At 69.6% G+C, this 13,776-nt stretch carries 12 protein-coding genes; 3 read left to right on the forward strand and 9 right to left on the reverse strand.

Annotated elements, in window-relative coordinates; genetic code table 11:
• Positions 1-2: 2 nt before the first annotated feature.
• From KCI33_RS08860 to KCI33_RS08870, 3 genes are all read right to left on the reverse strand, one after another.
• Entirely contained in the window at positions 3-1,130 is a 1,128-nt protein-coding gene (locus KCI33_RS08860; RefSeq protein WP_212524426.1) for an aminotransferase class V-fold PLP-dependent enzyme, read from the reverse strand.
• A gap of 135 nt (positions 1,131-1,265) precedes the next feature.
• Positions 1,266-1,724 (reverse strand): Lrp/AsnC family transcriptional regulator, encoded by a 459-nt coding sequence (locus KCI33_RS08865; RefSeq protein ID WP_212524427.1) that lies wholly within the window; start codon positions 1,722-1,724, stop codon positions 1,266-1,268.
• Entirely contained in the window at positions 1,721-2,179 is a 459-nt protein-coding gene (locus KCI33_RS08870) for an Lrp/AsnC family transcriptional regulator (RefSeq protein ID WP_212524428.1), read from the reverse strand. The genes KCI33_RS08865 and KCI33_RS08870 overlap by 4 nt, the downstream gene beginning before the upstream one ends.
• A 138-nt stretch (positions 2,180-2,317) precedes the next feature.
• Between KCI33_RS08870 and ilvC the strand changes: the two genes are divergently transcribed.
• Positions 2,318-3,340: a ketol-acid reductoisomerase gene (gene ilvC / locus KCI33_RS08875; RefSeq protein WP_212524429.1), complete on the forward strand. Its 1,023-nt coding sequence runs from the start codon at positions 2,318-2,320 to the stop codon at positions 3,338-3,340.
• 295 nt (positions 3,341-3,635) lie between these two features.
• Here the strand turns inward: ilvC and KCI33_RS08880 are convergent, their stop codons facing one another.
• Positions 3,636-5,264: an FAD-dependent oxidoreductase gene (locus tag KCI33_RS08880; protein ID WP_212524430.1), complete on the reverse strand. Its 1,629-nt coding sequence runs from the start codon at positions 5,262-5,264 to the stop codon at positions 3,636-3,638.
• A gap of 188 nt (positions 5,265-5,452) precedes the next feature.
• Here KCI33_RS08880 and KCI33_RS08885 point away from each other — a divergent pair, with 188 nt between their 5' ends.
• Together KCI33_RS08885 and KCI33_RS08890 are read left to right on the forward strand one after the other, a co-directional pair.
• A complete protein-coding gene (locus tag KCI33_RS08885) occupies positions 5,453-6,343 on the forward strand; it encodes a DMT family transporter (RefSeq protein ID WP_212524431.1) in 891 nt (296 codons plus the stop codon).
• Positions 6,344-6,385: 42 nt separating this feature from the next.
• Positions 6,386-6,919: a hypothetical protein gene (locus KCI33_RS08890; RefSeq protein WP_212524432.1), complete on the forward strand. Its 534-nt coding sequence runs from the start codon at positions 6,386-6,388 to the stop codon at positions 6,917-6,919.
• Positions 6,920-6,923: 4 nt separating this feature from the next.
• Here the strand turns inward: KCI33_RS08890 and glmM are convergent, their stop codons facing one another.
• The 5 genes from glmM to KCI33_RS08915 form a co-directional block, all read right to left on the reverse strand.
• Complete coding sequence (gene glmM, locus KCI33_RS08895) at positions 6,924-8,273, reverse strand: phosphoglucosamine mutase (RefSeq protein WP_212524433.1); 1,350 nt, start codon at positions 8,271-8,273, stop codon at positions 6,924-6,926.
• Positions 8,270-9,289 carry a dihydropteroate synthase gene (gene folP / locus KCI33_RS08900; protein WP_212524434.1) on the reverse strand — a complete coding sequence of 340 codons (1,020 nt, stop codon included), beginning with the start codon at positions 9,287-9,289 and terminating at the stop codon, positions 8,270-8,272. Before folP ends, glmM begins: the two co-directional genes overlap by 4 nt.
• A gap of 22 nt (positions 9,290-9,311) precedes the next feature.
• Positions 9,312-10,247 carry a dihydroneopterin aldolase gene (locus KCI33_RS08905; protein ID WP_212524435.1) on the reverse strand — a complete coding sequence of 312 codons (936 nt, stop codon included), beginning with the start codon at positions 10,245-10,247 and terminating at the stop codon, positions 9,312-9,314.
• 93 nt (positions 10,248-10,340) lie between these two features.
• A complete protein-coding gene (locus KCI33_RS08910; RefSeq protein ID WP_212524436.1) occupies positions 10,341-11,033 on the reverse strand; it encodes a cell wall hydrolase in 693 nt (230 codons plus the stop codon).
• 169 nt (positions 11,034-11,202) lie between these two features.
• A complete protein-coding gene (locus KCI33_RS08915; RefSeq protein ID WP_212524560.1) occupies positions 11,203-13,752 on the reverse strand; it encodes a putative PEP-binding protein in 2,550 nt (849 codons plus the stop codon).
• Positions 13,753-13,776: the final 24 nt, after the last annotated feature.

Genomic DNA, 13,776 nt, shown 5'->3' on the forward strand with positions numbered 1-13,776 from the left:
GCTCAGAGGACCTCGTCCACCACCGCCTTCAGCCGCGCCACGCTGGCCTCGACATCGTAAAGCTTGTCGAGGCCGAACAGCCCGATGCGGAAGGTCGAGAACCCCGCCCCCTCGTCGCATTGCAGCGGCACGCCGGCCGCGATCTGGATGCCGCGCTCGGCGAATTTCCGGCCGTTCTGGATCTCCGGGTCGTCGGTATAGCCGACCACCACGCCCGGCGCGCCGAAGCCCTCGGCCGCGACCGACTGAACGCCCTTTTCCGCCAGCATCGCGCGCACCGCGTCGCCCTGCGCCCATTGCGCCGCGCACAGCCTGTCGAAACCGTAGTCCCTGGTTTCCAGAACCGTGTCGCGGAAGGCGCGCAGCGCATCGGTGGGCATGGTCGCGTGATAGGCATGCCCGCCCGCCTCATAGGCTTCCATGATCTGCAGCCATTTCTTGAGATCGAGAGCGAAGCTGTCGGACTGCGTCCCCTCGATGCGCGCGCGCGCGGCTTCCGACAACATCACCAGCCCGGCCGAGGGCTGCGCCGACCAGCCCTTCTGCGGGGCCGAGATCAGAACGTCCACGCCGGTCGCCTGCATGTCCACCCAGACGCAGCCGGAGGCGATGCAGTCCAGCACCATCAGCGCGCCCACCTCGTGCGCGGCCTGCGCCATCGCGGCGATGTAGTCGTCGGGCAGGATCACGCCCGCCGAGGTCTCCACATGCGGCGCAAAGACGATCTCGGGCCGCGCCTCGCGGATCTTCGCCACGACCTCCTCGATCGGGGCCGGGGCGAAGGGCGCCCTGGGCCCGTTGCCCAGCCGCCGCGCCTTGAGCACGGTCGCCTCCGAGGTCAGCCCGCCCGCCTCGAATATCTGGCTCCAGCGGTAGGAGAACCAGCCGTTGCGCACCACCAGCGCGTGCCGGTCGCGCGCGAACTGCCGCGCCACCGCCTCCATCGCATAGGTCCCGCCGCCGGGCACCAGAGCCACGGCATGGGCGCTGTAGACCTCCTTCAGCATGGCGGAGATATCCCGCATCACCTGCTGGAAGGCCCGGCTCATGTGGTTGAGCGAACGGTCGGTGAAGACCACCGAATATTCCAGCAGGCCGTCGGGATCGATCGTGTCTAGCAGCGCGGGCATGGGGGCTCTCCGGTCCGGAAGGGAAATTGCAGCTTCTTCTTGGCACAAATACTCAATTCCGACGCGAAAAATCCAGCGCCGCGCCAAGAATTTTCAGGCCTCCGGCGGGAGTATTTCCGCCAAGAAGAAGCCGGCTCAGCCCAGGGGGCCCGGGCGGCGCTCCTCGGAGAGCAGGACATTGGCCTCGACATTGCCGACGCCGGGCAGGGTCATGATGCGGCGGCGCAGGACGCGCTCGAAATCGCTCAGGTCGCGGGCGACCACCCGCAGCCGGTAGTCGAACAGGCCCAGCACATGCTGCACCGTCTGCACCTCGGGGATGGCGGTGACCGCGCGTTCGAAATCCTCCAGGCTGACGCGGCCCTTGGTGGCCAGCTTCACGCCCAGGAACACCGTCACGCCGAAGCCCAGCGCCGCGGCGTCGAGGTCCAGCCGGCGCCCCTTGAGGATGCCCGCCTCCTCCAGCCGCTTGATCCGCCGCCAGGTGGCGGGCTGGCTGAGGCCGAGGCTGCGGCCCAGCGCGCCGGCGCTCAGCGTGGCGTCCTCGGAGAGTGCGCGCAGGATCCGGCGGTCCGTTTCGTCGAGTTCCATCACAGCGGCAGCGCCTCGCCGCGCTTGATGTCGGAGACCAGCATCAGCGCCTCGATATCCGCGATATGCGGCAGGGTCAGGATGCGCTCGCGGTAGATTTCCTGGTAATGGGCCATGTCGCGGGCGAGGATGTTCAGGCGCACGTCCACCCGGCCGAGGAAGGTCTGGATCTCGTAGACCTCGGGCACCGCGCGGGCGGCGGCGATGAATTCGTCGAAGGCGCGCGGGTCGGTCTTGTCGAGGCTCACCCGCAGCGAGACCTCGACCGCGTAGCCCAGCGCGCGCCAGTCGATCACCGCGCGCTGGCCCTTCAGCACGCCCGCCTGGCGCAGCTTTTCCAGCCGGCGCCAGCAGGTGGCCGGCGTCAGCCCGGCACGCTCGGCCAGTTCGGCGGTGGCGAGCGTGGGATCGGCCTGAAGCTGGCGCAACAGCCGGCGGTCGATATCGTCAACGTGCATGGATATTTCATATTTTGCGATTTGGAGAATGCTTTTTCGCAGAGAAATCGAAACTCGTCAAATATTGCAAAGCGGAATAGGCGTAGGGTGGCTATCTTGGCCGCCAACGAGACCGCTCAAGCAAGGAAGGAACGCCCCATGCGCGTCTATTACGATCGCGATTGCGACATCAACCTGATCAAGGACAAGAAAGTGGCCATCCTGGGCTATGGCTCGCAGGGCCACGCCCATGCGCTGAACCTGCGCGACAGCGGCGCCAAGAACCTGGTCGTCGCCCTGCGCGAAGGCTCGAAATCGGCCAGGAAGGCCGAGGCCGAGGGCCTGACCGTGATGGGCATCGCCGAGGCCGCGGCCTGGTGCGACCTGATCATGTTCACCATGCCCGATGAACTGCAGGCCGAGACCTACCGCAAATACGTCCACGACAACCTGCGCGAAGGCGCGGCGATCGCCTTCGCCCACGGCCTGAACGTGCATTTCGGCCTGATCGAGCCCAAGCCCGGCGTCGACGTGATCATGATGGCGCCCAAGGGCCCCGGCCACACCGTGCGTGGCGAATACGTCAAGGGCGGCGGCGTGCCCTGCCTGGTGGCAGTGCACAACGACGCCTCGGGCAAGGCGCTGGAGCTGGGCCTGAGCTACTGCTCGGCCATCGGCGGCGGCCGCTCGGGCATCATCGAGACCAACTTCCGCGAGGAATGCGAGACCGACCTCTTCGGCGAGCAGGCCGTGCTCTGCGGCGGCCTGGTGGAACTGATCCGCATGGGCTTCGAGACCCTGGTCGAGGCTGGCTATGCGCCTGAAATGGCGTATTTCGAATGCCTGCACGAGGTGAAGCTGATCGTCGACCTGATCTACGAGGGCGGCATCGCCAACATGAACTACTCGATCTCGAACACCGCCGAATACGGCGAGTATGTCTCGGGCCCGCGGGTTCTGCCCTACGACGAGACCAAGGCCGCGATGAAGGGCATCCTGCGCGACATCCAGACCGGCAAGTTCGTGCGCGACTTCATGCAGGAAAACGCCGTCGGCCAGCCGTTCTTCAAGGGCACGCGCCGCCTGAACGACGAGCACCAGATCGAGCAGGTCGGCCAGAAGCTGCGCGATATGATGCCCTGGATCTCGGCCGGCAAGCTGGTGGACCAGGAAAAGAACTGAGGCCATCGGGCGGCTTCGCCCGCCCGGCCAGACGGAGGCCCCGGCGCATCGCCGGGGCCTTTTTCCTGCGCGGGGTCGACCGGTGCGCCCGGGGGGCCGCCGGGTGCGTATGAGTTCGATATGAATTTCGTATGACCCGCATATGAGCGCCGGGAATGCACCGGCAGGTTCAAGGCGCGCCGATCGCAGGCCTGCCCGGCGTTCGCGCCGGATAGCGCCCGCCCCCGGGGCGGACGCTGCCCTCAGCTCAAGTCCGCCAGCAAAGGCGCGAGGGGGGGGATATGAGGCCCGTGCCTCAGCCCTGCTGACCGCTGTTGGGCGACCAGTCGATGCCGTAGACCTCTTTCATATGCGCCTTGAAATAGTCGCGCACGACGGGGAAGCCGTCGGCGATCTTGAGGAACTCCTCGCGGTCGAGCACCAGCACCTTGCTGTCCTCCAGCGCCCGCACCGTCCCCGAGCGGCGCTGCTGGCCGAGGATCAGCCTCTCGCCGAAATGGCCGCCCGGGCCGATCCTCGTGGTGACGGTCCCGCCCGTCGCCTCGTCCTGATAGCTCAGCTCCACCGCGCCGGAGATCACGGTGTAGAACCCATCGGCGCGGTTGCCGGCCTCGAACACCCGGTCGCCGGCGCGGTAGTGCACATAGCGCGCCGCGGGCGGCGTGTAGGAGCGGATCTGCACCACCGAGCGCGGGCTCAGCGCGTCCAGGATCCAGTTGATCAGCACCCGCACCCGCGTGCCGAAGCCCGGCAGGAAGGACAGGTAATAGGCCCGCCACAACAGCCACGCGGGCAGGCCCGAGATGTTGATCCCCCAGACCTGCGCCACCCCGCGCCGCGCGCCGAGCGAGGCCAGCGCGCCCTGCGACACATACTGGAAGGGCTTCAGCGGCCTGCCCTGAAGGGCGGCGGCGATGTTCGCGGCCACGGTGCGGGCCTCTCGCACGGCGAACTGCGCAGTGGGGGGCGCGAAATCGCCGCGTTCGGCCGCGCCCTCCTTCATCGGGATCAGGGCGCAATCCCCCAGCGACCAGACGTCCTGCCGCCCCTTGGCCTGCAGGGTGCGTTCCACCACGATGCGGCCATGCGCCTTTTCCAGCGCCAACTCGCGCACCACGCGCGAGGGGGCGTTGCCGATGGTGGCAACGATGGTGCGGGTCGGGATCTCCTGCCCGGTGGTGGTGATCAGGCGGGTGCCGGTGGCCGAGGCGACGCCGGTGTTCAGCATCACCTCGATGCCGCGCTCCTCCAGCTTCCGGGCGGCGTAGGCGCCCAGCTTCTCGGGCAGCTCGCCCAGCACGCGGCCGGCGAATTCGACGACCACCACGCGCACCTCGGAGGGGTCGATATTGGGGTAGTATTTCAGCGAGCGGTCGATCAGCTCCTTCATCTCGCCCACGGTCTCCACCCCCGAGAAGCCGGCGCCGACGACGCAGAAGGTCAGCGCCTCCCTCTTGACCTCGGGCAGCTGGGTGATCTCGGCATGTTCCAGCCGCTCGATCACATGGGCGCGCAGGCGGCGGGCATCCTCCAGCGTCTTCATGGTCAGGGCGTGCTCGGTCAGGCCGGGGGTGCGCGACAGGTCCACGGTCTGGCCCATGGCCACGATCAGGTGGTCATAGGCGATCTCGGTCGGGCGGCGCTGCACACCCTGGAAGACGGTGACGATCTTGCGCTCGAAATCGACGCTGTCCACGCGGGCCTGTCGCACGAACACGTCGCGCAAAAGGAAGCGCAGCGGCGAGACCGCGTGCGGCGCGGTGATCGAGCCCCCGGCCACCTCGGGCAGGAGCGGCTGGAAGACGAAATAGTTCTGGTCGTTGATCAACTCCACCTCGGCGGCCTGGCCGAGGCGCTTCTTCACTTCGCGCGCCGCGAACATGCCGGCGAAGCCGCCGCCGAGGATCAGGATACGTTGTGCCAAGGGATACCGCCTTTCTTGTCTCCCCGCCCCGCATATAGCAGCACAATCGCGAACCCAAGACCACCCCCCGCGCGGTCTATGGCCGCAGGGAAACCCTGCAATACCAATGGCATGCGATGGTATTCATTCGGCATCTTGACCTCGCCCCGCGAGCGGTGTCTGTCTCGCCCGGACGCAGGGAGGGCGCGATGCCGGAGATCACACCGAGAAGCTGGCTGATGGTGGGCACGCTGGGCCTGGTCTGGGGCGCGACCTTTCTCGTGATCGAGATCGCGCTGCGCGGCATCACCCCGTTCTGGCTGGCCGCGGGGCGCATCGGCTTCGCCGCGGCGTTGATGGGGCTGGTCTGGGGGCTGCGCGGCCGGCCGCTGTTCCTGACCGGGACGCGCAACTGGCCGGCGGTACTGGTGATCGGCTGCGGCAGCTCGGCGGTGCCGTTCATGCTGCTCAGCTGGGGACAGCAATATGTGACCTCGGGATTCGCCGGGGTGTCGATGGCGGCGATCGCGCTGATGGTGCTGCCTCTGGCGCATGCCTTCGTGCCCGGAGAACGGCTGACCCCGCGCAAGGGGCTGGGCTTCGTCATCGGCTTCGCGGGGGTGGCGGTGCTGGTCGGCGGCCAGGCCTTCGAGAGCACCGGCGCGGGGCTGGAGACGGCCGGCCGGCTGGCCTGTCTGTCGGCGGCGGGGTGTTACGCGGTCAGCTCGGTGCTGACCCGGCGGCTGCCGCCGGTGGACCCGATCGCGCTGTCCGCGACGCTGCTCATGATCGGGGCGGCGGTGGTGCTGCCGGTGGCCTGGGCGATCGAGGGGCCGCCGCCCCTGCCCCCGCGCGACACGCTGATCGCGCTGGCCGTGCTGGGGCTGCTGCCCACCGCCGGGGCGAACCTGCTGCGGGTGCTGGTGATCCGCAGCGCGGGGCCCACCTTCATGAGCCTGACCAACTACCAGGTGCCGCTCTGGGCGGTGACCTTCGGCGCGCTGGTGCTGGGAGAGCCGCTGCCGCCGACGCTGCTGGCGGCGCTGGCGCTGATCCTGACCGGCGTGGCGCTGAGCCAGTGGCGTTCGCGAAACCGCTGATCCGTGCTATGCTGGCCGGGCAACCGATCAGGAGGCCACGCCATGCTGAACCGGCGCATGTTCGCCACCGGCCTTGCTGCCCTGCCCGCAGTCAGGGCGCGTGCCAGCGAGGACCGCGACCGCGGCGCGGCGCCCGAGTTGGTCGGCCGGGTGCGGCTGAACCTCGGACCGGCGGAGATCCGGCCGGACGCGCTGGTCCTGCTGTTCGAACCGACGCTGACCGTCCCCCTCGACCGCGCCTTTCCCATGTCGAACGAACGGCGCGCGGGGCTGATCACCCCGACCCTGCGCCGGCGCTTCCGCAAGGGCGAGGCGGCGGGAAACCTCCACCACTCCGGCCCGCGTCTGGTCGCCGCGCCGGTCGTGCAATTCGATCTTGGCGACGTCTTTCTGGTGAACGGCGACATCTCGTGGCGGATCAATGCGCGCGCACAGGCACAGGCGGGCGCCGCGCCCCTGCCCGGCCTGTCCGAGCTGCCGGTGATCGGACGGATGTTCCGCGGCCGGAGCGGATCGAAGGACCGCGACAACCTGCTGATCCTGGTCACGCCGTCGATCCTCGACGACGATTTCTAGGCGCTCAGCCGCGCGCGGCGGCCTCGACCTCGGCCACGATGTCGTCCACGACCTGCGCCAGAAGCGCGTCGTCGGTGCACTCGGCCATCACCCGGATCAGCGGCTCGGTGCCCGATTTGCGGATCAGCAGCCGCCCCTGCCCGTCCAGCCGCGCCTCGGCCTCGGCGATGGCGGCCTGGACCGAGGGCGCCTCCAGCGGGGTCTGCCCGGCGGCATAGGAGACGTTTTTCAGCAGTTGCGGCACCGGCTCGAACTGGCGCACGAGGGCCGAGGCGGGCTGACCCGTCTCGACCATCGCGGCGAGGAATTGCAGCCCCGCCAGCAGCCCGTCGCCGGTGGTGGCGAAATCGGTCATCACGATATGGCCCGACTGCTCGCCGCCGAGGTTCCACCCGCCCGCGCGCATCGCCTCGACCACATAGCGGTCGCCGACCGGGGTGCGCTCCAGCCGCAGCCCGCGGGCGGCGAGGAAATGCTCAAGACCGAGGTTGGACATGACCGTGGCCACCAGCGTGCCGTCCTTCAGCCGCCCCTCCTCGGCCCAGCGCGCGGCAAACAACGCCATGATCTGGTCGCCATTGGCCACCCGCCCGGTCTCGTCCAGGATCACCACCCGGTCGGCGTCGCCGTCGAGGCAGATGCCCACATCCGCGCCATGCGCCACCACCGCCTCGGCCGCCGTGCCGGGGCTGGTGGAGCCGCATTTCTCGTTGATGTTGTAACCGTTGGGCGTGGTGCCGACCTCGATCACCTCGGCGCCCAGTTCCCACAGAACCTCGGGCGCGGTGCGGTAGGCGGCGCCGTTGGCGCAGTCGATCACGACCTTCAGCCCGTCCAGCCGCCTGCCCTGCGGGAAGGTCGCCTTGACCCGCTCGTTATAGCGGAAGCGGCCGTCGTCGATGCGCTTGGCGCGGCCGATATTCTCGGCATGCGCCGGCTCTACCCCTTCCAGCGTCAGCTTCTCGATCTCGATCTCGGCGGCATCGGAGAGCTTGAACCCGTCGGGGCCGAAGAACTTGATCCCATTGTCATGGGCGGGGTTGTGGCTGGCCGAGATCATCACGCCAACATCGGCGCGCATCGAGGTCGTCAGCATCCCCACCGCCGGCGTCGGCACCGGGCCCAGCAGGAACACGTTCATGCCGGTCGAGGTGAAGCCCGCGGTCAGCGCGTTCTCGAACATGTAGCCCGACAGCCGCGTGTCCTTGCCGATCACCACCCGGTGCGCGCGGCTGCCGTCGCGGCGGAAATAGCGCCCCGCCGCCGCGCCCAGGCGCAGCGCCATCTCGGCGGTCATCGGATAGGTGTTGGCCCGGCCGCGCACCCCGTCGGTGCCGAAAAAGCGTCTGCTCATGCGTCTCTCATACCCCAAAGCGCCTCGGCCAGGCGGAGCGCCTGGCGGGTCTCCCTGATATCATGAACCCGCAGGAACTGAACCCCCTGCGCCGCGCCGGCCAGCGCGACGGCGACCGATCCGGGCATGCGGTCGGCGGGATCCGGCGCATCCCCGAGCGTGCCGATGAACCGCTTGCGCGAGGCGCCCAGCAGCACCGCGCAGCCCAGCCCGTGGAACAGGCTGAGCCCGCGCAGCAGCGTCAGGTTGTGCCCGACCGTCTTGCCGAAGCCGATGCCGGGATCGACCACGATGCGGGCGCGCGGGATGCCCGCGGCCTCGGCGGCCGCGACGCGTTCGGCGAGGAAGTCGTAGACGTCGAGCAGCACGTTGTCGTAGCGCGGCGCGTCCTGCATGGTCTTGGGATCGCCCTGCGCGTGCATCAGGCAGACCGGCGCGTGGGCCCTGGCCGCGACCCCGGCGATCTCGGGGTCGAAGGTGAAGGCGGCGACGTCATTGACCAGGTTCGCCCCGGCCCCGAGCGCGGCCTGCGCGACGGCCGCCTTGCGGGTGTCGATGGAGATCGGCGCGGTCAGCCCGCCCGCGCGCAGCGCGGCGATGACCGGGGCGGTGCGGGCGGTCTCTTCCGCCACCGGCACCTCGGCCGCGCCGGGGCGGGTGGATTCGCCGCCGATATCGAGGATGTCTGCCCCGCCCTCGACCAGCGCCCTTCCATGCGCCAGCGCCGCCTCGGGCGTCGCGAACTGCCCGCCGTCGGAGAAGCTGTCGGGGGTGACGTTGAGGATGCCCATCAGGCGCGGCCGGTCCATGGTCAGCCCGGCGACCGAGGGGCGATGCGCGGTCAGCGCGGCGCGGGCGTCTTCGGGCAGGGCGCGGGCGGGCAGATGGCCGCGCGTGCCGTCGCGGTGCAGCTCCTCGACCTCGGAAAACCATGTCCAGCCGCCGGCCAGCGTCAGCGCGCCTTCGGGGCGGCAGGGGTCGGTCTGCACGATGGGGCGGAAATAGCGATGTTGCATGGGCGGCCTTCGATGATCGCGGTCAGAGCGCGGCGGCGGCCTCGTCGATGGCCAGCGCCTCGGCCTCGGCATTCTCCGGCAGATCGGCGCCGATCACAACCCGGCGGCCCGCGGCCATGTGATCGGCGAACCACAGCGCCAGCGCCACCGCGTCGCGCGGGCTGGCCGAGGGTCCGTCGATGGCGTCGAGCACGATCTTGGAGGGCGCCCAGACGGTCATCTGGCCGTGCTTCATCGCCCAGTCGATCTCGGTCCGGGTCTCGGTCACCACGCAGCGCCTGTCGCGCCCGGCCAGCACCCAGGCGTTCTGCTCGATCGCCAGCAGGTCGATGCGGCGCTGCGCCAGCGCCGCGCCCGATTGCGGCGCGGGCGCGTCCGCGGGACCGACGCAGAGGATCACCGGCGCGCCGGAGGCCTCCAGCCGGTCCAGCCATTGCGGCAGTTCGGGCGCGGCGATGGCGGTATTGGAGAGGAAGACCACGGTGGGATGCCGGGTGAGTTCCTGCACCGGCACGGTCTGCGCCGGCTTCGCCCCAACCTGCCCGCGCGAGCGCACGATCTCCACCCCCAGCGCGCCGGGGCCGCGGTCGAGCTTTTCGATGCGGACGAAGACGCGCATGGCCTGGGGTTCGAGAAGGATATGCTCGGCGATGCGCTCGGCCAGCGTCTCCAGCAGGTTCAGCCGCTCCGAGGACAGCTCGGCGGCGATGGCCTCGGTGATGGCGTCGTAGGACAGCACCCGGTCCACGTCGTCATCGAGCGGCGCGGGATGCGGGCGCACCTCGACCACCACGTTGAAGCGCACCCGCTGGGTGGCGCCGCGCTCCGCCTGGAAAGCGCCGATCTCGACCTCGACGACGTGATCGCGCAGCGAGATGCGGTCGCGCGGGTCATCGCCCGAGGTGGCCTCGGAGCGCTCGGAGGGGTGCGCGAAGGCGAGGCGGATGTCTTTGCTCATGGCAGGTCTCCGGGGCGCATGTGTCGGCGGCAGCCTAGAGGGAATGCGCCCGGGGGCAAGCCCGCGCGCGGCAAGCCCCGTCCCGGGCGCGACCTAGTTCTGCGACAGTTGCGTCGGCTGGCGATAGAAATGATGTACGCCGATGGTGGCGGTGCGCGGAAACTTGCGCGCCCAGCGCGGATGGACCGCATTGGTGTGGTAATGGGTGGCGCCGGAGGTGAGCGTCCGCGGCGCCCCCGCGACCATCAGTGCCGCGATTTTCTTGACCCGCTCGTAGCTGGCCTTTTCCGAGATCACCTCGGCGCGGCCGTCGCAGGTATAGGTGAACTGGCACTGATACTTGCGCCCGGTGCCCTGGTTGACCACGCCGCAGACGGTGTCGGGATAGGCACCCGAGGCGACGCGGTTCATGATCACCTCGGCCACGGCGAACTGGCCCTTGATGCTTTCGCCGCGGGCCTCGAAATAGAGCGCCTCGGCCAGGCACTGGACCTCGGCGTCGCCCTCGACGGCGGGCCGGGCATCGAGCCATTCGGCCTCGTAGCGGATCTCGCCGGGCTTGCCGGCGGGGGCCTTCGGCGTCGGCACCGGGGTGGTCAGGCGTTGAAGGCGGCGGGTGCTGACGGAACTCAGCGCCTCCTTCTCGGCGCCCAGAAGCTGGGTCAGACGGGTGTCCAGGACGGCTGTGGGATCGTTGGATTGCGAGGCTGTCACATCGGCCTGTGCCATTCCGGCCAGCCAAAGCGCCGCCACGGCGCCAAGCGCCCAAAACCGTCCGATACTCATTGCTTGCCCCCAAGCAGCGTGGCCAAACCGGGCCACCAACGGAGGCGGGGCATACTGCAAAAAGCGCCGCGCGTCCACCCATGGGGGCGGACGCCGGCCATCGGCCGCCGCCCCGCGGCCCGGAGAAAACCGGCCGCAACAATGTAACAGTTTGATTACACGGAAACTTTCAGCAGGCGAGTTTCGCCGCTGCCGCGATCGCCAGATGCGCGGCCGCCAGCCGGGCAACCGGCACGCGGAACGGCGAGCAGGACACATAATCGAAGCCCGCGTTGCGGCAGAAGGCAATGGATTCGGCGTTGCCGCCATGTTCGCCGCAGATCGACAGCACAACCTCGGGCCGCGCGTTGCGGGCGCGCCCGGCGCCGATCAGCAAAAGCTCCCCCACCCCGTCCACGTCGAGGGTGTGGAACGGATCCTCGGGGAACACGCCCTGCTGCACATAGGAGCCCATGAACCGCCCCGCGTCGTCGCGCGACAGGCCATAGGTCATCTGCGTCAGGTCGTTGGTGCCGAAGCTGAGGAAGGCGGCGTGCTGCACGATGTCGCCGGCGCGCAGCGCCGCGCGCGGGGTCTCGACCATCACGCCGAGGCGGTAGTCGAAATCGGTGCCGCGCTCGGTCCGCACGGCGGCGGCCACGGCGTCGATACGGGTCTTGACCAGCTCCACCTCGCGCATCGCCGAGACCAGCGGGATCATGATCTCGGGCACCACCGGGTCGCCCTTGCGGCGGGCCTCGATCGTGGCCTCGAAGATGGCGCGCGCCTGCATCTCGTAGATCTCGGGCACGGTGACCCCCAGCCGCACCCCGCGCATGCCCAGCATGGGGTTGAACTCCGACAGGAACTCGACCCGGCGAATGACGTCGGAGAGCGGCAGGTCGAGCGCGTCGGCCAGCTCGCTCATGCCTTCTCGCGAATGCGGCAGGAATTCGTGCAGGGGCGGGTCGAACAGGCGGATGCAGACCGGCAGGCCCTGCATGATCTCGAACAGCCGGGTGAAATCGGCGCGCTGCATCGGCAAAAGCTGGTCGAGGGCGGCGCGACGATCCTGTTCGGTCTTGGCGAAGATCATCTCGCGCATCACCGTCAGCCGGTCCTCCTCGAAGAACATGTGCTCGGTGCGGCACAGCCCGATGCCGTCGGCGCCGAAATTGCGCGCGGTCTGGGCGTCGGCGGGGGTGTCGGCATTGGCCCGGACGCCGATGTCGCAGACCTCCTCGGCCCAGCTCAGCAGCGTGCGGAAGGCGTCGTCGAGGGCGGGCTCCAGCATGTCCACCGCGCCCACCAGCGCCTCGCCGGAGGTGCCGTCGATGGTGATGATGTCGCCCTCGTGGAACACCCGCCCGTCGGCGGCGACTAGCTGGCCGTCGCGCGCCTTGAGCCGCATCTCGGACACGCCCACCACGCAGGGCAGGCCGAGACCGCGGGCGATGACCGCAGCATGGCTGGTCATGCCGCCGCGCTCGGTCAGCACGCCTGCCGCGGCGTGCATGCCGCGGATATCCTCGGGCGAGGTTTCGCGGCGCACCAGGATGCAGGGCTCGCCGCGCGCGGCGCTGGCCTGCGCCGCGGCCGAGCCGAAGACGATCTTGCCGGTGGCCGCCCCCGGGCTGGCCGGGATGCCGCGGGCGAAGCGGTCGCGCGCGCCGCGCGGGTCGACCTGGCTGTGCAGAAGCTCGTTCAGCGCGCGCGGCTCGATCCGGGCCAGCGCCTCCTCGCGCGAGATGATGAAATCGTCGGCGAGGCTGACCGCGATGCGGACCGCGGCGCGCGAGGTGCGCTGCACGCGCACCGCGTCGAGGACGTGCAGCGTGCCGCCCTCGATGGTGAACTCGATCTGCATCTCCTCGCGCAGGCGCTGGCGGCAGATATCGCCCCAGCGTTTCAGCTCCTCGAAGATCTCGGGGCATTGCTCCTCGAGCGAGCGGCCCCGCGGGTCGCGGGTGAGGTAGAGCACCCCCTCGCCCTGTTTCAGCGCCGCCCGCCCCTGGCTCTGGCTGAGATAGCGGCCGGTGATCTGGTGCAGGCCGGTGGTGCTGTCGACATACTGGATCACGCCCGAGCCGCTTTCGACCGGGCCGATCCCCAGCGCCATTTCCTGCACCACCAGGCCCAGGCCGGCATCGGCCGGCGCGCCCTTGGCCTGGCGCAGCAGGCGCGCCGTGGTCCCCTCCCAGGCCCGCGCCATGGAGCGCAGGACCTGGCCGAGTTGGCGCTCGGGCGCCTGCGGGAAGGGGCTGTCGGTCTCCTCCTCATAGGCCAGGAGCGCGGCGCGAATGGTCTCGTGGTTGCAGGCCTCCTCCTCGAACCTGTCGGGGTCGAGGCGGGCGACATGGATGGCGTAGGACTGGATGAACCGCAGATAGAGGCGGTCGGCCGCCTCCTGCCCCAGCTTCTCGGCCAGCGCGGCATGGGTGGCCGCGTTCATCCCGATATTCAGGATCGCGCCGGGCCCGCCCCAGTCGGGATCCCCGCTGGAGGGCCGCACCGAGACCAGCGGCGTGGCGCCGAACAGCGACAGCAGCGCCGATTTGTCGGGCATCTGTCCCACCGCGATGCGGTGCACCGCGTCGAAGGACAGCGCCACCGTCTTGGGCACCGGCAGGCCCAGCCGGATCAGCCGCTGCAGGCATTTCGCCCGCCCGCCGTGGCGCGCCGTCTCGATATCCGCCGATGGCGTGATTTCGGTGAACTCGGTGTAGTCGGTCTCTTGCAGCACCGTCGCGCCTCCCTCAACGGG

Source organism: Actibacterium sp. MT2.3-13A, from assembly GCF_018139985.1.
Lineage (GTDB): Bacteria > Pseudomonadota > Alphaproteobacteria > Rhodobacterales > Rhodobacteraceae > JAGSOU01.